General features: G+C 63.5%; 21 protein-coding genes. 13 read left to right on the forward strand and 8 right to left on the reverse strand.

Annotation, left to right across the window (positions count from 1 at the left end; translation table 11 throughout):
* The first annotated feature begins 2 nt into the window (after positions 1-2).
* The 3 genes from FJ960_RS12510 to lpxK are packed head-to-tail and all read left to right on the forward strand — an operon-like array spanning position 3 to position 3134.
* Positions 3-794, forward strand: a complete 792-nt coding sequence (locus tag FJ960_RS12510) for a lysophospholipid acyltransferase family protein (RefSeq protein ID WP_140714217.1) — start codon at positions 3-5, stop codon at positions 792-794.
* Entirely contained in the window at positions 791-2107 is a 1317-nt protein-coding gene (waaA, locus tag FJ960_RS12515; protein ID WP_140714219.1) for a lipid IV(A) 3-deoxy-D-manno-octulosonic acid transferase, read from the forward strand. The genes FJ960_RS12510 and waaA overlap by 4 nt, the downstream gene beginning before the upstream one ends.
* A 1-nt stretch (position 2108) precedes the next feature.
* Positions 2109-3134: a tetraacyldisaccharide 4'-kinase gene (gene lpxK / locus FJ960_RS12520; protein ID WP_140507305.1), complete on the forward strand. Its 1026-nt coding sequence runs from the start codon at positions 2109-2111 to the stop codon at positions 3132-3134.
* Here the strand turns inward: lpxK and FJ960_RS12525 are convergent.
* Positions 3131-3364 (reverse strand): DUF2093 domain-containing protein, encoded by a 234-nt coding sequence (locus FJ960_RS12525; protein WP_027143200.1) that lies wholly within the window; start codon positions 3362-3364, stop codon positions 3131-3133. The genes lpxK and FJ960_RS12525 overlap by 4 nt on opposite strands.
* 114 nt (positions 3365-3478) lie before the next feature.
* Between FJ960_RS12525 and FJ960_RS12530 the strand changes: the two genes are divergently transcribed.
* Positions 3479-4081, forward strand: a complete 603-nt coding sequence (locus FJ960_RS12530; RefSeq protein WP_140714221.1) for a hypothetical protein — start codon at positions 3479-3481, stop codon at positions 4079-4081.
* Positions 4082-4143: 62 nt separating this feature from the next.
* Here the strand turns inward: FJ960_RS12530 and FJ960_RS12535 are convergent, their stop codons facing one another.
* The gene (locus tag FJ960_RS12535) at positions 4144-5070 is read right to left on the reverse strand and encodes a LysR substrate-binding domain-containing protein (protein ID WP_140714223.1); all 927 of its coding nucleotides are present in this window, start codon (positions 5068-5070) and stop codon (positions 4144-4146) included.
* Positions 5071-5160: 90 nt separating this feature from the next.
* Between FJ960_RS12535 and FJ960_RS12540 the strand changes: the two genes are divergently transcribed.
* Together FJ960_RS12540 and FJ960_RS12545 are read left to right on the forward strand one after the other, a co-directional pair.
* Positions 5161-6054 (forward strand): DMT family transporter, encoded by an 894-nt coding sequence (locus FJ960_RS12540; protein WP_140714226.1) that lies wholly within the window; start codon positions 5161-5163, stop codon positions 6052-6054.
* A gap of 159 nt (positions 6055-6213) precedes the next feature.
* The gene (locus FJ960_RS12545; protein ID WP_140714228.1) at positions 6214-6924 is read left to right on the forward strand and encodes a hypothetical protein; all 711 of its coding nucleotides are present in this window, start codon (positions 6214-6216) and stop codon (positions 6922-6924) included.
* Positions 6925-6946: 22 nt separating this feature from the next.
* Here the strand turns inward: FJ960_RS12545 and mutL are convergent, their stop codons facing one another.
* A complete protein-coding gene (gene mutL, locus FJ960_RS12550; protein WP_140714230.1) occupies positions 6947-8836 on the reverse strand; it encodes a DNA mismatch repair endonuclease MutL in 1890 nt (629 codons plus the stop codon).
* Positions 8837-8879: 43 nt separating this feature from the next.
* Entirely contained in the window at positions 8880-9782 is a 903-nt protein-coding gene (locus FJ960_RS12555) for a LysR substrate-binding domain-containing protein (RefSeq protein ID WP_140507295.1), read from the reverse strand.
* Between the two features lie 91 nt (positions 9783-9873).
* Here FJ960_RS12555 and FJ960_RS12560 point away from each other — a divergent pair, with 91 nt between their 5' ends.
* The 5 genes from FJ960_RS12560 to FJ960_RS12580 all read left to right on the forward strand — a co-directional run bounded on the left by FJ960_RS12560 (position 9874) and on the right by FJ960_RS12580 (position 16458).
* Entirely contained in the window at positions 9874-11424 is a 1551-nt protein-coding gene (locus FJ960_RS12560) for a trimethylamine methyltransferase family protein (RefSeq protein WP_140714232.1), read from the forward strand.
* Between the two features lie 46 nt (positions 11425-11470).
* Positions 11471-13120: an ABC transporter substrate-binding protein gene (locus FJ960_RS12565; protein WP_140714234.1), complete on the forward strand. Its 1650-nt coding sequence runs from the start codon at positions 11471-11473 to the stop codon at positions 13118-13120.
* Positions 13121-13237: 117 nt separating this feature from the next.
* Positions 13238-15220, forward strand: coding sequence for an FAD-dependent oxidoreductase (locus FJ960_RS12570; protein ID WP_140714236.1), 1983 nt, complete (start codon positions 13238-13240; stop codon positions 15218-15220).
* Positions 15221-15365: 145 nt separating this feature from the next.
* Complete coding sequence (locus FJ960_RS12575) at positions 15366-15845, forward strand: DUF3828 domain-containing protein (RefSeq protein WP_140714238.1); 480 nt, start codon at positions 15366-15368, stop codon at positions 15843-15845.
* A 4-nt stretch (positions 15846-15849) separates the two neighbouring features.
* Positions 15850-16458: a hypothetical protein gene (locus tag FJ960_RS12580; RefSeq protein ID WP_140714240.1), complete on the forward strand. Its 609-nt coding sequence runs from the start codon at positions 15850-15852 to the stop codon at positions 16456-16458.
* A gap of 8 nt (positions 16459-16466) precedes the next feature.
* Here FJ960_RS12580 and queF read toward each other — a convergent pair whose 3' ends face one another.
* Positions 16467-16928: a preQ(1) synthase gene (gene queF, locus FJ960_RS12585; protein WP_140507287.1), complete on the reverse strand. Its 462-nt coding sequence runs from the start codon at positions 16926-16928 to the stop codon at positions 16467-16469.
* Positions 16929-16984: 56 nt separating this feature from the next.
* On the opposite strand from queF, the gene FJ960_RS12590 reads away from it, so the two are divergent.
* Positions 16985-19030, forward strand: coding sequence for an NADH:flavin oxidoreductase (locus FJ960_RS12590; RefSeq protein WP_140714242.1), 2046 nt, complete (start codon positions 16985-16987; stop codon positions 19028-19030).
* 100 nt (positions 19031-19130) lie between these two features.
* Here the strand turns inward: FJ960_RS12590 and FJ960_RS12595 are convergent, their stop codons facing one another.
* A complete protein-coding gene (locus FJ960_RS12595; RefSeq protein WP_140507285.1) occupies positions 19131-19538 on the reverse strand; it encodes a hypothetical protein in 408 nt (135 codons plus the stop codon).
* A 145-nt stretch (positions 19539-19683) separates the two neighbouring features.
* On the opposite strand from FJ960_RS12595, the gene FJ960_RS12600 reads away from it, so the two are divergent.
* Complete coding sequence (locus tag FJ960_RS12600; protein ID WP_140714244.1) at positions 19684-20112, forward strand: MarR family winged helix-turn-helix transcriptional regulator; 429 nt, start codon at positions 19684-19686, stop codon at positions 20110-20112.
* Between the two features lie 143 nt (positions 20113-20255).
* On the opposite strand, the gene FJ960_RS12605 is transcribed toward FJ960_RS12600, so the two are convergent.
* Together FJ960_RS12605 and FJ960_RS12610 are read right to left on the reverse strand one after the other, a co-directional pair.
* Positions 20256-20870 (reverse strand): polysaccharide deacetylase family protein, encoded by a 615-nt coding sequence (locus tag FJ960_RS12605; RefSeq protein WP_246672744.1) that lies wholly within the window; start codon positions 20868-20870, stop codon positions 20256-20258.
* Between the two features lie 74 nt (positions 20871-20944).
* Entirely contained in the window at positions 20945-23017 is a 2073-nt protein-coding gene (locus FJ960_RS12610) for an EAL domain-containing protein (RefSeq protein WP_027143127.1), read from the reverse strand.
* Between the last annotated feature and the right edge of the window lie 168 nt (positions 23018-23185).

Consider the following 23185-nt stretch of genomic DNA (forward strand, 5'->3'; position numbering starts at 1 on the left):
CGATGGAGCGTGATCTGGCGAAAGAGCCAGCCAGCGAGGCCGCGCCCACGGGCAGGGGCGGCAGCCGCACGACCAAGGCCTTCTGGCGCAGGATTCGCGAGCCGCTCGCGCAATCCCGATTCGTCAAGAACGCCATTGCCAGCCTGCTCGCGCAGTTCGTGCGGCTGGTTCGCCTGACCAGCCCCCTGGTCGCCGGATCGGCCCGCTTTGCGGGCGGCGCCTATGCCGAGTTCGAGCCGGGGATCATTGCTCTGTGGCATGGCCAGCATCTTTTGACGCCGGCCTATTACCCCAAGCGCAAGCCGCTGGTCGCCATGGTGTCGCGCAGCGCCGATGCCGAACTCAACGCCCTGATGCTGGAGAAATTCGGCATCGAGGCAGTGCGCGGTTCGGGCGGGCGCGAGAATGCCAGGCATCTCGACAAGGGCGGGGCCAAGGCCCTCATCGCCCTCAAAAAGTCGCTCACCGCAGGCAAGAACGTCGCCATGATCGCAGACATTCCCCACGGTACCCCTCGCGATGCAGGGCTCGGTATCGTTCTTTTGGCTCGCCTCTCCGGCCGGCCGCTGCTGCCCGTCGCCATCGCCACCAGCCGCCGCAAGGTGCTGGAAAAGAGCTGGGACAAAACCACCATCAACCTGCCCTTCGGCCGCTCCGCCGTGACCATCGGCACGCCGATCTTTGTGGCGGCGGATGCCGACGATGCCGAAATGGAGCGCAAGCGCCAGGAAGTGACGGCCGCCCTCAACGCCGCGACCGCCGAGGCCTACCGTCTCGTGGATGGTCCGCGGTGAGCGGCCGCTGGGCACGCACCATGCTGTCGGCATACCGTTTTGCCGGCGCAGCCGCCTATCCCCTGGTCGGGCCTTACGTCGCCTGGCGCACCTCGCGCGGCAAGGAAGACCGCAACCGAAGGCGCGAGCGCTATGGCGTCGCCGGCCGCCCGCGCCCCGAGGGGCCGGTGATCTGGATCCATGCCGCGAGCGTCGGCGAGACCTTGGCCGTCGTGCCGCTGGTCGAAAGCATCCTCGACTATGGCGTCAACATCGTGCTGACGACCGGCACGGTGACCTCCGCCCAGGTCGTGGACGAGCGGCTCGGCGACCGCATCATCCACCAATATGTGCCGCTCGATCTGAAGCCGGCGGTCAGCCGCTTCCTCGATCACTGGAAACCTGATCTGGCGATCATCGCCGAATCCGAGATCTGGCCGATGACCATCCTCGAACTCGGTGCGCGCCACGTGCCGCAGGTGCTGGTCAATGGCCGGCTTTCCGATCGCTCGTTCACCTCGTGGAAGAAGCGGGCCAACATCGCCGAGGCGTTGTTCGAGAATCTGGCCCATGTCGTTGCCCAGTCCGACGTCGACGGCGAGCGTTTTCGAGCGCTCGGCGCCCGGCCGGTCACGGTGTCGGGCAATCTCAAGGTCGACACCAACCCGCCGCCGGTCGACCAACGGGCGCTTGCCACTTTGCAGCGGCAGATCGGCGCTCGCCCGACCTGGGCGGCGATCTCGACCCATGATGGCGAGGAAGTGGTCGCCGCGGAAGTCCACGCGACGCTGCACAAGCGTCACCACGGCCTTTTGACAATCGTCGTCCCGCGCCATCCCGATCGGGCCGAAGCCCTTGCCGCGCAGATTTCCGGCATGGGACTGAAGGTCGCGCGGCGCAGCAAGGGTGACCGTATCGGTCCCGACACCGATATCCTGCTTGGCGATACGATCGGCGAAATGGGGCTTTATCTCCGCCTGACCGAAATCGCTTTCGTCGGCCGTTCGCTGACCTCCGAAGGCGGCCAGAACCCGCTCGAGCCGGCCATGCTCGACACGGCGGTTCTCGCCGGTCGCAACGTGCAGAATTTTCGCGAGGCCTATCAACGCCTGCTCGACAGCGGCGGCGCCAAGCTGGTGCGCGACCGCGACATGCTGGCTGGCGCCGTCAATTTCCTCCTGACTAACGAAGTGGCTCGCCACGAGATGATGGCGGCGGGAATCGCGACTGTCGATGAGATGCGCGGCGCACTGGCACGCACACTCAAATCGCTCGAACCCTATATCCAGCCGCTGGTGGTCAAGGCGCGCCTGAAGGGCGCGAACGGGCGTTAGCGTGGCCTCGGAAGCACCACCATTCTGGTGGGAAGAGCCGGACTGGAAAGTCTTGGCGCTATCGCCGCTGTCGGCTGTCTATGCGCTGGTCGCCGGTCGCGGCATGCGGCGGGCCCGACGCGAGAAGATCCAGGCGCCGGTTCTGTGCGTCGGCAATTTTACCGTTGGCGGCACCGGCAAGACGCCGGTGGCGATCGCGCTCGCCCAACAGGCCAAGCGCATGCGGCTGAAGCCCGGTTTCCTGTCGCGCGGCCATGGCGGTTCCTTCGCCGAACCGCATGTCGTCGATATCAGTCATGACAGCGCCAAGCACGTCGGCGACGAGCCGCTTCTGTTGGCTGAACATGCCCCGGTTGCAGTGACGCCGAACCGTGCCGCCGGCGCCCGGCTGCTGCTGGAAAAGCACAGCTGTGATTTCCTGATCATGGACGACGGCTTCCAGAGCGCGCGCATTCACATCGATTATGCGCTGGTCGTGGTCGATGCCCGTTATGGGATCGGCAATGGCCGCGTCATCCCGGGCGGTCCGCTCAGGGCCAAAATCGTCGACCAGCTGGTCTTCACCAGCGGGCTGCTGAAGATGGGCGAGGGCACCGCCGCCGATGCCGTGGTCCGCCGGGCAGCGCGTGCCGGCCGGCCGATCTTCGAGGCCCACACGGAGCCGAGCAGCGAGGCGGGGCTTGCCGGAAAGCGCTTTCTGGCCTTTGCCGGCATCGGTCATCCCGAAAAGTTTTTCGACACGGTGCGCGAGGCCGGCGGCGAAGTGATCCTGTCCAGGCCCTTTCCGGACCATCACTTCTACGCCGAGGACGAGCTCGCCGAACTGGCCGCGACGGCGCGGGCCGAAGGCCTTGGCCTGATCACCACCGCCAAGGACGCCGCCCGGTTGCGCCATGGCGCCCCGCAGGATTTTCTCGACCGTCTCGACGTGCTGGAAATCGACACGATTTTCGAGCTTGATCACGTTCCCGAGCGCATCATCGAGGAAACGCTCGATGCCTGGCGCCAGCGTAAGCTGAGAGGCTAACCCCGCTTGCGCAGTTCCGGATGCACCTCGATTTCGCGGCGCAGCGATGCGCTCGCGTTCACGTAGGGCTCCTGCCTGGCAACGCTCCAGTATTTCAGCTCGTCCAGTGGGATGTTTTCGCCCGTCACGGCGCAGCGCACGAACGAGCCGGGGCTGGTGACCTGGAAATCGCCATCGAGGTAGCGGATGCGGGCTTCCTTGCCGCCCGGGCCTTCGAAACGGTTCATCATGCGGTGGTACTTGAGTTCATTGGGATTCAATCGCCATAAATCGTGGGCAAGGTCAAGCTTGGCGCAATGCTCATGTAATATTGCCCTTCGGCACAATGGTTGTCAGGAAGCGTCATGGACATCGCCAATGCAAGCATGCCGTCTTTGCTGAAAGAAGCACTCACGCCCCAGCCGGTGCCTTCCCTCAAGGCCGACCCGGCGACCGCGGCGCTGGTCAAGGCGCTCGTCCAGCCGCCGGCGCCCGCGATGGTGCAATCGGCGCAGTTCGCCGCCCAGGCGCTGCAAGGCTCGCTGCCGCGACCGGCCGCTCAGACGTCGCAACGCCTGTCATCCTCCGAGATCGAGGATGCTTACCGGGCCGTCATGGAACTTGACGCCGCCACCCACCATGCGCCGCCACGAGCCTCGACGGGTGGGACAGGGACGGACACCGATCAGGCTTCGCGCGGCTTCGCCCCGCCGCAGATAACGGTCACCGACAGCACACCCAAACTGGCGCCGGCCTCGGCCTCGTCCACATTTTCGCCCGCGGTCGCTTCCGCCGCGGTGCTGGTCGCGGCCAACGCCAACGCGCCGCAACCGCGCGGCGCCTCCATCCGACCGGCGGGCCATGCTCCACGATCCGAGTCAGCTCCGTCGTCGCTGTGGACGATATCGATCGTGACGGCCATCGTCTCGGCCGCGACTACCATGATTGTGCTTTTTCTGTTCCGTTAAGCAGGTATCACGCGATTTCCGACAGGGGACCGCCACGCATTGTCTCCGAGACGTGTCGCAGCCTAATCGTCATCCTGCAGGAAAGCTTCCAGCCTTGCCGCAGCAAGCCCGGCCTGTTCGGCAATGCGCCTGGCGAGATCGGCGGCGGCCGCGCGCGGTCGGCCGACCGGACGATCCAGCCAGTAGGAAACGGGATTGAGCGCGGTGCGATCGTCGACGGCGACGAGGCGCCCCGATTCTATCTGGTGCTCGGTGAGCGGCGGCCGCGCCAGCGCGATGCCGAGGCCATGGGCTGCGGCATCGAGCACCAGATTGTAGTCTTCGAAGCGGCGGTCTTGCGGGCGCGGCCGGTAATCCATGTCCTGCGCGGCGAACCAGGCGCGCCAGCCCGAAGCGTCGGAATCGTTGATCAGCGGGAATTTGAGCAACCGGGCCGGGTCGCCAGCGCCGATCTCTCTTGCAAGGCCCGGCGAGGCGATCGGGAAGAGATGTTCTTCGAACAGTTGCACCGAGACGCGGCCCGGAATGCGGCCGCGACCGCAGCGGACCGACAGATCGATGCCTTCGTCGGCGAGATCGGCCTGGCGGTTGTCGACGTCGAGCACGATGCGCAGGCGGGTAGGGTCGTTTTCCAGCGTTGCCATGCGCGGCATCAGCCACAAGCCGCTCACCGATGGAATGGAGGCCAGGCGCACCACGGCGGTGCCGCGCGGCTCCACCCACCGATCCGAATTGACCGATATCAGCGCGAAGGCTTCGGTGGTCCTGAGATGCAGGCGATTGCCTTCGTTGGTCAGCGACACGCCGCGCGCGCCGCGTTCGAAAACCTTCAGGCCAAGCCAGTCCTCGAGCTTGGCGATCTGCCGGCTGACGGCGCCATGGGTGAGGTTGAGTTTTTCAGCGGCGGCCGAAAAGCTTCCCGTCCGGGCCGCCGCGTCGAAGGCGCGCAATGTCTCCAGCGGCAGCATACTGTTCGAGCTGTGATCCATGCTCACAGGTGACCCTTGATTTGGTCGTTTGTCAATTGACCTGAAAGGGCGTTTTCTGCTGCCGAGACCGAAGAATCCGAGGGCAGTGAGATGAGCGCAACCACAGGCACGTTGAATTCGACACAGCGGATGGACACCACGGCCGCCATCGCCGTGGCACTGACAGTGATCGGCTGGGCCTCTGCCTTCCCGGCGATCCGGGCCGGGCTCGCCGCTTTCCAGCCGTTGGAGCTTGGCGCCCTACGCTTTGCCATAGCCGCCGTGCCGGCTGCCATCTTCCTTGCCGTCAAGCGTCCGGCGCTGCCCAGGATCGGCGATTTCTGGCGCTTCGCCTTCGGCGGCGCCATTTTCGTCGCGCTCTACACGGCGATGCTCAATTTCGGCGAGTTGACCGTCTCTGCCGGAGCAGCCGGCTTCATCATCAATGTCAGCCCCATCTTCACCGCCATCATGGCGATGGCGCTGCTTGGCGAGCGCTTCTCCGGCCTGGCCTGGATCGGTACCGTCATTTCCTTCGCCGGCATCGGCATCATCGCCATCGCCGACGGGCATGGCCTTCATTTCAATGCCGGCGCGCTGCTGGTGCTTGGCTCGGCACTCTGCTCGGCCGTCAACACCATCGTCCAGAAGCCGCTGTTTGCCCGCCACAATCCGCTGACCATCGCGGCGTCCAACATGGTGCTCGGCGCGCTCTGCCTGGCGCCCTTCCTGCCCGCTGCTCTGCAGCAGGCCGCGGTCGCGAACACCGCCGGCCTCGGCGCCGTCATCTATCTCGGCATCGTGCCGAGCCTGATCGCTTATGCGGCCTGGGCGACTGCGCTGTCGCGTCTGCCGGCGGCGCGTGCCTCGAACTTCTTGTACCTGGTGTCGCCGATGTCGGCACTGATCGGCTTCTTCTGGCTGGGCGAGGTGCCGACGCTGCTCGGCATTCTCGGCGGCGCGCTGGCGCTCGGCGGCGTTATCGTGGTGAATTTGAAACGCTAATTCAAAAGGTTGCGATCTTTCCCTGACTTATCAGGAACCACGGATTTCAGTTGACGGCTGCCGCGACGCAAGGCAACTGTCACGCAGTCTTGGCGGATTGCCGTCGCGGAGCGCAGCGGGGTTGGGATGGGAAGACGTTTTATCTCAACGGTCGTTTGCTTGTTGCTGCTCAACGCAAAAGCCGTTGCGGGTTGGTACCACGTGGAAAACTACGAGGGTTTCCTCGGGGCATCTCCTATCCATTTCTCCATCCAGACATATGACAGCTTAGGCAGCGCGCCGAAGGTCGATGGAAGCTACTTCTACGACGCGAAGCAAATCCCGATTGCGCTGTATGGCACGGTCAGCGGCACCAGGTTCGTGCTTTGCGAGTTTTCAAACGACGAGGAATTTTATCAGAGTCCCCCCATCAACGCTGCAAGGTGCCCATTCTCCCTCGATCTCAAGGGAAACGCTGTGACAGGAAGCTGGAGCAAAGGCACGGACCGATATCCCGTCACCCTCAAGAAAATAGCGAGCCTGGATGACACCGGCGAGGCAAAGATCGACGGCACTGTCGCGATTCCCTTTTGGGCGCAGACAGCCACCGACAGGTTTTCGGGAATCTACACGAATACCAGCGCCGGCCTTTGCATGGAAAAAGTGCAGGTCATCAAAAAGAGCAGCCGCAAGGTTGTCCAGGAAATTACCTTCGCCGATGACGACGTTTGCAGTGCCGGTATGCTGATGACGACCATCTACATGAACGTCCAGAAATGGGTGGAACAAGGCAAGGACATCATTTCCGTGAATTTTCAAGGCGGCGGCGCCGGAACCGCGGTCGATTACGTCTTCAATTCACGGACAAGGAAATATCAGCAGAGGAAATGAGAGCTGGCCCGTTGGGGCCGGTTCACCGCCGCCCGAACAGCCTTTCGATATCCGCCAGCTTCAGCTCGATATAGGTGGGGCGGCCATGATTGCAGGTGCCTGAGCCCGGCGTCGCCTCCATCTGGCGCAGCAGCGCGTTCATCTCCTCGGCCTTGAGCAGCCGGCCGGAGCGCACGGAGCCGTGGCAGGCCATGGTCGCCGCGATCTTGTCCAGCCGACCTTTGAGCGTCTCGACCGTGTCGTTGTCGGCGATCTCGTCGGCGAGGTCGCGCACCAATTGCTGGACATTGGTCTCGCCCAGCATCGACGGCGTCTCGCGCACGGCAACCGCGCCCGGGCCGAAACGCTCGATGCCGAGGCCGAAGCGGGCGAGCGTTTCGGAATGCATGGCGAGCCTCTCGGCGTCCTCTTCCGGCAAGTCGATGATCTCGGGCAGAAGCAGCATCTGCGAGGGCACTGGCCGCGAGTGGAGGGCGTTCTTCAGCGCTTCATAGACCAGCCGCTCATGCGCCGCGTGCTGGTCGACGATGACGAGCGAATCCCTGGTCTGGGCGACGATGTAGTTCTCGTGCACCTGGGCGCGCGCGGCACCCAGCACCGCGCCGAGCAGCGTCTCGGTTGCCTCATTCTGCCCGGCGCGCGCATCGGCGCTGGCGAGCGGGCCGGCATCGAATGCCCCCTGGTCGGGTTCACCGAAGCCGCCGGTTCTTGCGTTGCCGCGTTCAAAAGCTGCTCCTGCGAATTGCATATCGAGCGGCCGCTGCGGTGAGCGCGAAGGATCGAAACCCGCGGGGCCGGACGCGCGGAAAGCTGCTTCGTAGCTGCGATGGCCATTTGTCGGGCCGCCGTGGTCATACGGTGCGGCGCCCGGACGGAACGCAGCCATCATGCCTGCGGCACCCGTGGTGGCGGAGCGGATGCCGGCATCGGCCAACGCCTGCCGGATCGCGCCGACGATCAGGCCGCGCACGAGGCCCGGATCACGGAAGCGGACATCGGCTTTGGCCGGATGGACGTTGACGTCGACGATGGCCGGATCGAGCGAAAGGAACAGCACGGTCACGGCGTGGCGGTCGCGCGGCAGGACATCGGCGAAGGCGCCGCGAATGGCGCCGGCGATCAGCTTGTCGCGCACCGGCCTGCCATTGATATAGGCGTATTGCTGCAGCGCGTTGGCGCGGGTGAAGGACGGGATCGACACATGGCCGGTCAGATGCACGCCTTCGCGCATCGCGTCGATTGCAATGGAATTGTCGGGAAAGTCGGCGCCCATCACCTGCGCGATCCGGCGCAGGCTGCCTTCCGCGCTGTCCTCGGTCGCCGGCAGTTCCAGCGTCGTGCGGTCGGACCCGGCCAGGGTGAAACGCACTGTGGGGAAGGCGATGGCGATGCGCTTGACCACGTCGCTGATGGCCGAGCTTTCGGCGCGTTCGCCTTTCATGAATTTCAGCCGTGCCGGCGTGGCGAAGAACAGGTCGCGCACCTCGACGGTGGTGCCGCGATTGGCTGCAGCCGGCCTGATGGGCAGGACGCGGCCGCCCTCGATACCGATCTCGGCGGCGCTGTCGCCCGAAGCCGTGCGCGAGCGGATCGACAGCCGCGACACCGAGCCGATCGACGGCAACGCCTCGCCGCGAAAACCAAGCGAGCGGATGTCGTGGATGTCCTCGGCAAGCTTGGACGTGCAGTGACGCGCGATCGCCAGCGCCAACTCCTGCTCCGGAATGCCGGAGCCGTCGTCGGTGACGCGGATAAGGTTCAGCCCGCCGCCCGACGTGACGACCTCTACCTTGCTCGCACCGGCGTCGAGCGCGTTCTCGACCAGTTCCTTGACCACGCTCGCCGGACGCTCGATGACTTCGCCGGCGGCGATCTGGTTGATCATCGTTTCGGAAAGCTGTCGGATGGGCATGATCAGATCTTACACGGATTCGGTCGGTGCGTGCGAGGCTACTTTACGCCTGCGCGACCAGCCAGTCTCTTACCTTGCGGGCATTGTCCGAGAGCTCGCGGTTCTTCGGCCACACGACATAGAAGGCCTTGCCGGTCTTGAGCACGTGGTTTGTCACCGGTACCAGCAGGCCCGTCGCCAGCAGCCGCTCGGCAAGGTGCCGCCAGCCCAGCGCAATGCCTTGCCCCTCCATGACCCCCTGGATCACCAGGCCATAATCATTGATGCGCAGGCCTCGCGCGGTATTGCTGAGGCTGCCGCCGGCCGACTGAAACCATTCGTCCCAGCTTGCCGCTTCACGATACGGCTCCTCGAGGTGAATGAGACGGTGCGTGGCCAGTTCCTCGACGGTTCCCGGCATGCCGAACTTGGCCAAGTAGCTGGTTCCGGCGACGGGGAAGATCTCCTCATCGGCGAGCGGCAGCGAGTGGTAGTCCGGCCATTCCCTGGGCTCGCCGCCGCGCACCGCCAGCGGGATACCTTCGGCGATGATGTCGAGATCACGGTCGGCGGTCTGGATGCGCAGGTCGATGCCCGGCAATTCGTCGCGGAACTGCTGCAGGCGCGGCATCATCCAGAAGGAGCCAAAAGCGGTCGAGGCGGCAAGCGTCACATGGCCACCGGTCGCCTGCAGGCGCAGATCCTCGGCGGATTTGCGGATATGCGACAAGCCCAGCGAGACGTCGGCATGGAACCGCTCGCCGGCTTCCGTCAGGCTGACTTGCCGGTGGCGGCGCTGGAACAGCTTGGCGCCGAGCTGTTCTTCCAGCCCGCGCACCGCATAGGAGACGGCCGCCTGCGTCATGCCAAGCTCCCGCCCGGCGGCGGTGAAGCTCGACAGCCGGCCCGCCGCCTCGAAGACGATCAGGCTGCCGGCGGACGGCAGGAGGTGGCGCAGGCTTCGCATAAGCACAGCTTATACAAGAGATCAGGATTTTCCAGCGTCACAGCCATGTTTCGCCTCGCTAACTTGGCTGGAACGGACGCCAGGAGGTCTCATGAACGCACCCGCCGCTGAATTGACCGAACCGACCCATCGCCGTGGCGGTGGCCGTCTCGGGCGCAAGGCGCTTCGGGGGGCACCAATCGCCTCGTTCCCAACCCTGGTTCGTCAGATCCCGGTGTACCAGATGGTTCCGGATGAGGCGGTGGAACTGATCCACGAGGAGTCGCTTTCGATCCTGGAAGAGGTCGGCTGCGAATTCCGCGACGACGAGGCCATCGCCTTGTGGAAGGCGGCCGGTGCCGATGTCCGGGAAACGCGGGTCCGCATCGATCGCGCGCTGCTGATGGAACTCGTCTCCAAGGTTCCCTCCGAGTTCACGCTCAACGCGCGCAATCCCCAGCGCACGGTGCGCGTCGGCGGCAAGAACTCGATCTTCGTGCCGATGTATGGCGCGCCCTATGTGCGCGACCTCGACAATAACAGGCGCTACGGCACGCTTGCCGACCTGAACAATTTCCACAAGCTCGCCTACATGGCGCCGGCGCTGCACTCGTCGAGTTCGATCATCTGCGAGCCAATGGAAATTGCCGTGCCCAAGCGGCACCTGCACATCATCCATTCGGCGCTGAAATATTCCGACAAACCGTTCATGGGCATTGTGACGTCCAAGGAGCGGGCGGAAGATACGATGGCGATGGCCGGCATCGTGTTCGGCGAGGAATTCGTCCGCGACAATCCGGTGCTGGTTGCAATCACCAACTGCAATTCGCCGCTGGTCTGGGACGCCACCATGCTGGACGCCATGAGGGTGTATGCGCGCCACAATCAGCCGCTGATCCTGGCGCCCTTCGCGCTCTGCGGCGCCTCGACCTCGGCGTCGGCCGTCGGCGCGGTTGCGCAGGTCAACGCCGAGGCGCTTGCCGGGGTGGCCTTCACCCAGCTCATCCGCCCGGGTTCACCCCAGATCTACGGCCAGTTCATGGTCACGGTCGACATGAAGACCGGCGCTCCGATGGGCGGCACGCCGGAGGCCGCCCAGATGATGTATCTGATGGGTGCGCTGGCGCGGAAATACAAACTGCCCTGGCGCACGTCAGGCTTCCATGTCGGCTCGAAGCTCAACGATGCCCAGGCCGGCTACGAGGCGAACATGCTGATGCATGCCGCCATCCTTGCCGGCGCCAACTACATCTGGCATTCGGCCGGCTGGCTGGAAGCAGGTCTCACCTGTGGTTACTCGAAATTCGCCACCGACTGCGAACAGCTCGTCGGCTGGTACAAATACGCGGGCGGCCTGCCTTTCGACGATTTCAAGGAGGCGATGGCGGCGATCCGCGAGGTCGGGCCGCAAGGCCATTTCCTCGGTACCCAGCACACGCTCGAGCATTTCGAGAAGGCTTTCTTCATGCCGAGCATCATGGATTTCAACTCCTACGAACAATGGAAGGCGGAAGGGGCGAAGGACCACGATACGCGCGGCCGCGAGAAGGCGCGCAACATGCTCGCCGATTATGAGGAGCCGAAACTCGACGAAGGCATCGCCGACGGCCTCAAGGATCTGATCGCGCGGCGCGAGGAAAAATTGCCCGACAGCGTTAGTTGAAAAACAACAGACAAAGACCTGACGGGAACAACAAGGGGAGAGTGACATGACGGTTTTCAAAAGTAATGGCGATCGTGTGCCGCAGGCCATCGAAGCGATGGCAACGGAGGCGCGGGCGGGCCGCATGGACCGGCGCGAGTTCCTGGCGCTGGCCAGCGCGCTTGGTGCATCGACGGCGTTTGCCTATGGCATGATCGGCCTCGCCGCGCCGACGCAAGCTCTGGCCGAGGAGCCGAAGAAGGGCGGGACGCTGCACGTCTCGATGGCGGTGAAGGCGCAGAAGGATCCGCGCACTTACGACTGGGTGGAACTGGCCAACATCTCGCGCAGCTGGCTGGAGCCGTTGGTTCGCTACACCAGACAATTCACCTTCGAGCCGGTGCTGCTCGAAAGCTGGGACATCAACGACGACGCCACCGAATACACGCTGCATGTGCGCAAGGGCGTCACCTGGAACAATGGCGATGCCTTCAACGCCGATGACGTGGTGCACAATGTGACGCGCTGGTGCGAGAAGGGCGTCGCCGGCAACTCGATGGCGGCGCGCGTCGGTGCGCTGATCGATGCCAAGACCGGCAAGGCCAGGGACGGTGCCATCACCAAGGTCGACGACAATACGGTCAAGCTGAAGCTCAGCGAGCCCGACATTTCGCTCATTCCGAACTTCACCGATTACCCCGCCCTTATCGTGCACCGGAATTTCGATGCCGATGGCGCCGATCCGATCAAGAAGCCGATCGGCACGGGAGCGTTCGAGCTGGTCTCTTACGACGTCGGCCAGAAGGCGGTGGTCAAGCGCCGCGAGAACGGCAAGTGGTGGGGTGGCGAAGCCCCGCTCGACAGCGTCGAGTTCATCGATTACGGCACCGACTTCAACGCCACGGTCAATGCATTCGATTCCGGTGAAATCGACCTCAACTTCGAGTCGCCCGCCGACTTCATCGACATACTCGACAAGATGGGGCTGCAGAAATCAGAGGTGGCGACCGCCACCACGCTGGTTGCCCGCACCAACATCACGCACAAGCCTTATGACGACCAGCGCGTTCGCAATGCCCTGCAGATGGCGGTCGACAACAACGCGGTGCTGCAACTCGGCTATAATGGCCGGGGCACGGTCGGCGAGAACCACCATGTCAGCCCGATCCATCCCGAATATTATGCCCTGCCCAAGAAGGAGCGCGATGCCGCGGGCGCCAAGAAGCTGATGGCGGACGCCGGCCAAGCCGACTTCGAGCACGAGCTGATCACCATCGAGGACGACTGGCAGAAGAACACCGGAGATGCGATCGCCGGCCAGCTGCGCGACGCCGGTATCAAGGTCAAGCGCACCGTGCTGCCTGGCTCGACCTTCTGGAATGACTGGACGAAATATCCCTATTCGATGACCATCTGGTACATGCGCCCGCTCGGCGTCCAGGTGCTGGCGCTGGGCTATCGCACCGGCGAGGCGTGGAATGAATCGGCTTATTCCAATCCCGATTTCGACGCCAAGCTCAAGCAGGCGCTCTCGCTGATCGACGTCGCCAAGCGCAAGGAGGTGATGAAGGATGTCGAGCAGATCCTGCAGGACTCCGGCGTCATCATCCAGCCGTTCTGGCAGAAGCTCTACAGCCATACGAACAAGAAGGTGAAGAACTACGGCGTCCACCAGACCTTCGAAATGGATCTCCAGAACGTCTGGCTGGACGCCTAGCTTCAAGGATCGCGGCAAAGCCGGCACCCCCGAGGTGCCGGCTTTCCGGCAAGAATCGACTTTGGTTGCGAGCGCTGGCGCCTGGGTGCCGCCGCCAAAGCTTTGAAGGAGCGGTGCATGTCTGGGCGGGTCTTCAACCGGCTGTTCACGTCGGCCACTCTGCGCGGCAAGACGTTACGCAACAGGATCGTATTCGGAGCCCATACCGCCAACATGGCGGTGGAGGGGCTGCCGACCGCGCGGCATGTCGGCTATTACGCGGAACGCGCCATCGGCGGCGCCGGCATAATCGTGGTCGAGCCAATGCCCGTGCATCAGGCCGCCGTGCTTACCCGTGGCAACTTCAGCCCGTCCGATGACCGCGTCATCCCGCATTTTCGCAAGGTGACGGAGGCAATTCGCGGCAACGGCGCCGTCGCCATCCAGCAGCTCTACCACGTCGGCCAGCACGCGGACGCGGACAACTCGTTTCACCCCGGTTGGTCGCCTTCCGGCCTGCCGAGCTACCACGATTCCGACGGTTCGCATCGGATGTACGAAGCCGAGATTGAAGAAACGATCGACGGCTTTGTCCAGGCGGCGCGCCGTTGCCGCGAGGCCGGCTTCGACGGCGTCGAGGTCTGGGCGGCGTACCATTCGATGCTGGACCAGTTCTGGACACCCTGGTCGAACCGCCGCGACGACCGATGGGGCGGCAGCCTTGAAAATCGCACCCGGATGAGCCGTGAGGTAATGACCAGGATTCGCCGGGAATGCGGCGATGATTTCATCATCGGTCTTGCGATCAGTGATGAGCCGGAAGTCGAAGTGGCGCTGAAGCGCGAAGCGCTGGCCGAGATAATCGACCTCCACGACCGCGATACCTTGATCGACTATGTGACTTGCGGAACGGGTTCCTACTTCGACTTCTACAAGATCATGCCGACCTTTGTTTATCCCGAAAAGCTCGGTGCCGACCTGGCGTCCGTGCTCAAATCCACCGTGCGTCATGCGCTGATCACCGCCGAGAGCCATATCCGCACCGCCGAGAACGCCGAGAGCGTGTTGAGCGAAGGCCGCGCCGATCTCGTTTCCATCGTGCGCGGGCAGATCGCCGATCCGCACCTTGCGGCAAAGGCCGCCGCCGGACGGCCGCAGGACATTCGCGGCTGCCTGTCGTGCAACCAGATGTGCTGGGGCCGGCGCAGCCGTGATTACTGGATCAGCTGCGTCATCAATCCATCCGCGGGGCGGGAATGGGAGTGGGGCGGAGATCGCTTCGCTCCGGCCGCCCAGCCGAAGCGCGTGCTGGTCGTCGGCGGCGGCCCGGCCGGGCTCGAAGTGGCGCGCGCCGCGGCCGAGCGCGGACACCGGGTGACACTGGCCGAGGCATCCGACCGCCTTGGGGGGCAGTTCCGTCTTGCGGGACTGCAGCCGCGCCGTGCCCAGATTCTGGATCTGATCGACTGGTACGAGCGCCAGCTCGGCCAGCTTCAGGTCGACATCCGCTACGGGCAGTATGTCGAAGCCGACGATGTCGAGCGCGAAGGCGCGGATCACGTCATCGTCGCGACCGGCTCGATGCCGCCAGACGGCGCTTTCCAGCGCGCCTTGCCACAGTGGGACAGCATTCCAGGCGGCGGGCCGGCGCTCTCGGCCGAAGCGGTGATGGCCCGTGAGGCGAGGCCGGGAAAAAATGTTCTGTTGCTGGACGATGGCGGCAATTGGAAAGGCTGCGGCACCGCCTGGAAACTCGCCGAGGACGGTCACAATGTGACGCTTGTGACACCGGACGCCCTGGTTGGCAAAGAGCTTCAGCGAATGGCCGTCGACGCGCCGCTGCGGCGGGCGCTCGCCAAGCTGAAGGTGCGGTTTGTGACCGAGAGCGCCGTCGTTCACTGGGATGGCAGGATGGCCAGGGTCGCTTCGCTGCTCGATGAAACCGAGCAGGAGATCGAAGCCGATGCGCTGGTCTTCGCCACGACGAATATGGCCGCCAACATGCTTTCCATTGAACTCGAAAGGCGCAAGATTGCCCACACTTCGATCGGTGATTGTACCGCTTCCAGGCAGGTGGCATTCGCCATCCATGACGGACGCAAGGCAGCGCTCGGCCTCTGAATGCAAGCTTCGCCTGCACGTCCCGTCGAGATGACCCGCTTCAGCCGTGATGCGTGCGCAGGCGGGCTTCATGAACCGCAAAAAAGCCGATATGCAGGATGCGTGGTATTGGTTGCTTCAAGCCATGAAAAGCCGGAGATTCTGCATGAGACTGACAGTGCTCCTTGCCGCCCTTTCGATAGCCTTGCCCGCCGCCGCCGTGGCCGGTCCGGCTTCCGACGCCGTGAAGTTCTTCTATGTCCCGCAGGTCAAGTTCGAGGCCGACGCACAATACCGCGATCGCTTCACCGAGCCGGTGACGAAACTGTTCGACCTCAACGACCAGGCGACCAAGAAGAATCCGGACCAGGTCGCCTGTATCGACTTCGACCCCGGCCTCGATGCGCAGGATTTCGACCAAAAGACCTTTTCCAAGACACTGAAGCTGTCTGAGACGGTGGATGGCGACACGGCGCAAGTGGTGGCGAACTTCAGTCTTTTTCCGGAAGGAGACGATGCGCCGCGCGAAATGCACTGGTCGCTGAAGAAGGTCGACGGCAAATGGAAGATATCGGACATTGCATCGAAGACCAGCGACTGGACGCTGAGCCAGCTCGAATGCATGGCGGGCCAAGATCCGGAGTGAAGCAATGGCCGGTCGCGCGCTCCTGTCATTGTCGGCCATGTGCCTGCTGGCGGCTGGCTTGAACGGCGCATCCGCTCAGGGCCTGTTGGGCGGGCCGCCGGCAAATGCGCCTGCTGGGACCGCGCCTGATGACGGCCGGACACCGCCGGCAACCGCGCCTGGCGAAGCCGCGGAGCCGGCGACGCCGCCCGTCGCATGGCCGCCGAGCGAGCCTGCCGCCCCCATCCAGCCGGGATCGCCGACAGCGGTGGTGCGGCCGTTTTACGATCAGGTCGGCCTGGAGGTCGATCCGGCCCAGCGCGGCCATTTCACCGACCCGGCTAAAACCGTGCTCGACAAGAGCGATGCCTTGCGCAAATCCGGGCAGGGCGAGTGCCTGGACCCCAACATGGCGCTCGACAATGCGGACTACGACAAGGCCGAGATCGACAAAAGCCTGAAGACGCTCGAAGCGATCAATGGCGATCAGGCCAAGGTCATCGTCGCCTTCGTCGTCGGCGGCAACCCGCACCGCCTCGAATGGAAATTCAAGAAGGTCGGCGGCGAATGGAAGATATCGGACCTTTTGTCGGTGACCGGCGAATGGGCGTTAAGCCAGTACCAGTGCGAATGATGGCCGAACTAGCCGCGCCCGCGATAGGGGGCGACGCCGGTGTCCGGCAGCCAGGCGCCTTCCGGCGGAGAGCCGGTTTGCCAGAACACGTCGATCGGAATGCCGCCGCGTGGATACCAATAGCCGCCTATGCGCAACCAGAGCGGCTTGGTCGCGGCCACGATGCGACGTCCGATCATCACCGTACAGTCTTCATGGAAAGCGCCATGGTTGCGAAACGAGGTCATGAACAGCTTCAGCGACTTCGATTCCACCAGGGCGGCATCGGGTGCGTAGTCGATGACGATATGAGCGAAATCCGGCTGTCCGGTCACCGGGCAGAGCGAGGTGAATTCCGGGCAGGTGAAGCGCACGATCGCCGGCGGTCCGTCGCCGCGAGAAAACGGCACGGTTTCCAGGACCGCAGCTTCGGGGCTCTGTGGCGTCTCGACGTGCGTGCCGAGCTGGGTGAGGGTTTTGGTATCGATCATAAGCGGTTTCCTTGGATTTGCCGCTCATTAGCACAAATTAAAACGGCAGGAAGACGATGATCAGCAACGACCCGCTTCTCCAACCTTACCAGCTCAAGCATTTGACGCTGAAGAATCGGGTGATGTCGACCAGCCACGAGCCGGCCTACTCGGAGGACGGCATGCCGAAGCAGCGCTATCGGCTCTACCATGCCGAAAAGGCCAAGGGCGGCATGGCGCTGACCATGACCGCAGGCTCGGCCATCGTTTCGCGCGACAGCCCAGCCGCCTTCGGCAATTTGCATGTCTATGACGACCGCATCGTGCCGTGGCTGGCCGAACTCGCTGACGCCTGCCACGAGCACGATTGCAAGGTGATGATCCAGATCACCCATCTTGGCCGCCGCACCGGCTGGAACAAGGCCGACTGGCTGCCGGTGCTGTCAGCCTCGCCGGTGCGCGAGCCGGCGCATCGTGCTTTCCCCAAGAGTATCGAGGAGTGGGATATCGAGCGCATCGTCGCCGACTATGCATCGGCGGCCCAGCGCTGCCAGGCAGCCGGGCTCGACGGCATCGAGTTCGAATCCTACGGCCATCTGATGGACGGCTTCTGGTCGCCTGCCACCAATCATCGCGGTGACGAATATGGCGGTTCGCTCGACAATCGCCTGCGCTTCACCAACATGGTGCTTGATGCGGTGCGAGCGGCGGTCGGCGAGAAATTCGTCGTCGGCATCCGCATGGTCGCCGACGAGGATTTCGAGAAAGGCCTGTCGAAGGAGGAGGGCGTCGAGATCGCCAGGCGGCTGGCCGGCTCCGGCAAGGTCGATTTCCTCAACATCATCCGTGGTTCGATCGAGACCGATGCGGCGCTCACAAAGGTGATCCCGGTGACCGGCATGCGGTCTTCGCCGCATCTCGATTTCGCCGGCGAGGTGAGGGCGGCGACGAAATTCCCGACCTTCCACGCGGCGCGCATTTCCGATGTCGCCACCGCGCGCCATGCGATCGCCACCGGCAAGCTCGACATGGTCGGCATGACCCGCGCCCACATCGCCGATCCGCACATCATCAGGAAGGTGATGGAGGGCCGCGAGCACGAGATCCGTCCCTGTGTCGGCGCCACCTATTGTCTGGATCGCATCTACGAAGGCGGCGAGGCGCTGTGCGTCCACAATGCGGCGACCGGCCGCGAGGCGGATATCCCACATATCATTGCCAAGACGGAAGGGCCTAGGCGGAAAGTCGTGGTCGTCGGCGCCGGCGCCGGCGGACTGGAGGCGGCGCGCGTCGCGGCCGAGCGCGGCCATCAGGTCACGATCCTGGAAGCATCATCACAAGCGGGTGGCCAGGTCCGCCTGGCGACCCAGAACCCACGCCGCAAGGAGTTGATCGGCATCATCGACTGGCGTCTGGCCGAGCTCGAACGGCTCGGCGTCGAGATCCGCTACGACACCTGGGCCGAGCAGGACGACGTCCTGGCCCTGGGCCCTGACGTGGTGGTCGTCGCCACCGGCGGCCTGCCGCAGAACCCGCCGCTGGCCTCCGGCGACAATCTCGTCATCTCGAGCTGGGATATCATGGCCGGCAGCGTCAAGCCGGCCGAGAATGTTCTTCTCTTTGACGATAATGGCGGCCATCAGGGCATGGGCGCGGCCGAACTGATTGCCAACGGCGGCTCGAAATTGGAACTGGTTTCGCCAGAGCGGTTCTTCGCCCCCGAAATGGGCGGCATGAACCACGTGCCGTACATGCGCGCCTTCCAGGAAAGGGGCGTCACCATCACCATCAACACACGCCTGCGCTCTGTGCGGCGCGAGGGCAATCAATTGGTCGCGGAACTCGCTTCGGATTTTGCCGATGGCTGGCGCGGGGAGCGCAGGGTCGACCAGGTGGTGGTCGAGCACGGCACGGCGCCGCTTGACGACCTCTATCTGTCGCTAAAGCCGCTGTCGAGGAATGGCGGCGCGATCGATTATGAGCGGCTGGTGAGCGGCGGCGATATCTTCCCATCACGCAATTCGGAAGGTGGTTTCGTCGTGTTCCGCATCGGGGATGCGGTCGCCTCGCGCAACATCCACGCCGCCATCTATGACGGCATAAGGTTCGGGATCAGGATTTGATCACGACCAGATGGCGCGCAACGGCCTTTGCAAGGAGAGCCACCTACCGCTCTGGTCCTTTGCGCGCCGCGCATGGTCGGCTTTCACCGGCCGTGCGATTCTAAAACATCTTGGCGGTCGCCATGCAAAGCACGGTGATGACCAGCAGCCCGCCGGCGATGCGTTCGCCCCTGGTCATCTTTGCGCGCAGCTCTGTTTGGGTTGCGGCATCGGCGCCGGCTAGCTGCCTGCTGGAGGAGCCCACAAGCGCGCCTTGCACGCCAGCGGCGATCAGCGCCGTCAAAATGCCGAGCGCCAGTACCTTCTCCATCGAGCCGAAAGCACCCTCATGAAAGAAATACCAGAGCAGCAAACCGGTCAGGAAAGCCAAACCGGCCGCGCCCATTTGCGGCCGGAAGAACCGCTCTGCCCGGATGTCCGGATCGCGGGCAACCGCGATGGTCGTGCCGGCCCAGAAGACGCCGGCCATGACGTGCAGGCCGATGACGACGATATAAACATATTGCATGACCGCATTCCTCTCATTCGCCCGCCGCCTGCGCGCCGCAACCATGTCGCGATGCCATCAATAAGACAAAGTTAGATATCTAACGGTTAGATGTCAATCATGAAGCCGAGTTTCACGTTTCCATTGCTTGCTCTACTGTCAGATCATGACACCGTTTGAACGCCCGCCGGTCGGCATGAATCTCGGCCGCACCGCCAAGCTTGTTACCCAGGCCTTCGACGCTGCCTTGGTTGAAGCGGGGGGGACCTTGCCGGTCTGGCTCACGCTGCTGTCGGTCAAGTCGAGCGAGCTTGCCAATCAACGCGAACTTGCCGGCATGATCGGCATCCAGGGTGCGACGCTGACCCATCATCTCAATGCGATGGAGGTGCAGGGCCTGCTGACGCGGCGGCGCGACCCCGTCAACCGACGGGTTCACATGGTGGAATTGACGGAGGCGGGAGAAGCGCTGTTCGAGACGTTGCGGCAAGCCGCGCTCGTCTTCGACAAGCGGCTTCGCACCGGACTGTCCGATGAGCGTCTGGCTGAGTTTGCACAGGTGCTCGCGGCGTTGCGGGAGAATGTGGGGAGCTAGCAGTGCCGACCTGATGGCTCAGTCGTCATAGCTCTTGATTATTCCAAACGCATAGTGGCGCAGTTTCAATGCGGTGATCAGCTTGGTCAATTGCGTCTTGCCGTCAAAGCCGTCCTGAAACATCTCGTCGTGCATGAGCAGGATCAACTTGCCCGGTTTGGCGAAATGGCCGTAGCCGAACAAGTGATCGATCTCGCTGACCAGATGGTCGACGCTCTGCACCGGCTCGCCGCTGTCCTTGTGCACCACTCGTGATCCCAGCCATAGAGATAAAAGCCGGACGCCGCGACAAACTCATAGTCGGGATCCTCACGCCCGGCTTGCGCCTGTCCAAGCGAATTGTCGTTCTTCGACATCGAAGGCAGCCGGAACACATCGCGTCCCGGCAGGCGGGCGTGCACCGCCGGCTTCAGGCCCAATACGGCATTGGCCATGAGCATGTCGGCAACCACGCCTACCGTATCGCCATAGAAGTGCCGGTAGTGATTGTAGGCGTGACTGTAGCTGTGGTTGCCGATCGTCACCAGCGGCATCGCCTTGGCGCGGCGTACCAACGCCTTGTTGGACGCACTGGCTTCGGCATGCATGCCGACCATGAACAGCGTTGCCGGCACCTGCGCCGCCTCCAAGACATCGAGGATGTTGCTCGTGCCGTTCAGCGGACCGTCGTCGAAGGTGAGATAGATGGTGCGATGCGCGCCATAGGCCGGCAACGCCGGCATCAACATGGCTGCCAGGGCAAGCCGAAGGAATGTCATGCGGCCGCTATCCCGTTGCGATCAGGGCAGGCCGCCATTTTCGCGGCTACTTGTCAAGGCTGGCCGGGCTCCACCTACGCCAGGCTTCCCTGCAATACCGTCAGCCTGGCTTTCTTCGGCATGCGGGCGGTCAGCCATTCAAGCGCCTTGTCATGCGGCATCGGAAAAGCGATCGAATAGCCTTGCACCTGGTCGCAGCCGATTGCCATCAGCGAATCGAGTTCCGCCTCGGTTTCGGCGCCCTCGGCGACGATGGAGATGCCCAACCCCCGGGCAAGCTCCGTGATGGCGCGCACGATCTTGGAGTTGTCTCCATTCTCATGGATGTTCTGGACGAAGCGGCGGTCGATCTTGAGCCGGTCGATCTCGTTGGGATTGACGTGGCTGAGCGAAGCATAGCCGGTGCCGAAATCGTCGAGCTCCAGATGGACGCCGGCCGCCCTGATGTGGCGCAGCTTCGCCGCGATGCCTGTCTTCTCGTCGTCGAGAATGACGGATTCGACGATTTCCAGCGACAGTTTCTGTGGCGGTAGTCCGGCCTTCTCCAACGTCTCGAACAGAAACGCATCGAAATCGTGCTCGCGCAACTCGGTGCCCGAGACATTGACGGCAAGCCGCCCGAAGGCAATCCCGGCACGGTTCCATTCAGCGGCCTCGTTGATCGCCTTGCTGATCACGATGCGGCCGATCTCCGGCATGAAGCCGCATTTCTCAGCGACCGGAATGAACTCGCCCGGCGAGATCATGCCGCGCTCGGCATGGTTCCATCGCACGAGCGCTTCGATGCCGCTGATGGTGCCGTCGGTCAGCGAGACCTGCGGCTGGAAATAGACCTGGAACGCCTTTTCGGAAATGGCGACCTTGATGTCGTGTTCGAGCTGCTTGCGGTAGTCGAGCTCGCGACGCAGTTCCTCTGAGAAGAACGAGAAGTTGCCGCCACCCATTTTTTTGGCGGAGTAAAGCGCCAGATCGGCATGGACGAGCAGGTCTTGCGCATTGTCGGCATCGATCGGGTAGACGGCGATGCCGCCGCTGGCGCCCGGAAGGATGGTGGTGCCCTGGAACACGATGGGCTCATTGATGTGCACCAGGATGCGCCGTGCCAGCATGTTGATGTCCTCGGTGTTGCCGGCTCCGTTGAGGATCATCACGAATTCGTCGCCACCAAGCCGCGCGCACAGATCCGACGCCCGGCAGGAATCGCGCATGCGCTGTGCGGTCACCACCAGGACATAGTCGCCGGCAGCGTGGCCCAGCGTATCGTTGATCTGCTTGAAGCGGTCGAGGTCGAGCTGGACCACGGCCAGGCGTTCGCGCCGGCGATGCGCGCCCTTGATCAGCGTCTCGAAATGGTCGGTCAGGAAGGTGCGGTTGTGCAGGCCAGTGAGGCCGTCATGCACCGCGATGAAGGCCATCGAATTGCGCGCATCGACCAGTTCACGTGTCTTGCGCAGGATCGCGTTGGACATCGGCCTGAAGATGAACAGCGCCACCAGCAGGATGACACCGAGGGTGGCGTAGAACAGCGTGCGATGGAGGGTGAGCAGCTTCTCGGAGCGCTCGTCGGCATCCGCACTGATACGCTGGCCGAGCGCGGCATAGCCCGACAGCGTGGCATTGGCGACCGAGGCATCGAGGTTGACTCGTTCGGCGCCGCCCTTGTAGCCCCCATTGTCGAGCTGGTTGAGTTGCGATTCAAAGGCCGAGACCAGCCGATCGCCATTGGCGATCAGGCCAACCGAGAAATAGTCGAGATGGAAGGGTTTGGCGAAAAGCACGCTCTCGATCGACTTCGGATCGAGCTTGGCAGGCGATTGCGGATCCGCGCCTGTCTGCTTGAGCAGCAGATCATAACTTGTCTCGAACTCAGCCGTGGCCTGCTTCAGCGCGCTAACCAGCGCTGGCTGCTTGTCGCGCGAGGCGGCGCCCGTTGCGCTGGCAAGGAAAACGATGCGCTGCGATAACGTTTTTTGCGTGCCGACGATGTCGAGCAGCGTGTTGTTGTGCTGCTGCGTGGCCATCGTCTGCTGCAGCAGGACGAAGGAGGCCGCCACCATGGCGGCAATGATCAGCAGCGCCAGCCAGTAGCCAGCTTTGATCAGCAGTATGAGCTTGCCTGAAACGGTTTGCACCGGCTGCTGAGACATGTTCGGGGGCGGTCCTCTCGCCAACGGATTTCTGTATGAGCACCATTGAACTGCAAACGTTAACAGGACCGGAAGTCGACGGCCGGCCGGCAAGGGGGAGGCGGGGAGAAATCGCGAAATGGTTATCGGGCTCTTTCGCCGCAAGCCCGCATTTGAGCATTCGTCAGT

The organism is Mesorhizobium sp. B2-3-11, assembly GCF_006442215.1.
GTDB lineage: Bacteria > Pseudomonadota > Alphaproteobacteria > Rhizobiales > Rhizobiaceae > Mesorhizobium > Mesorhizobium salmacidum.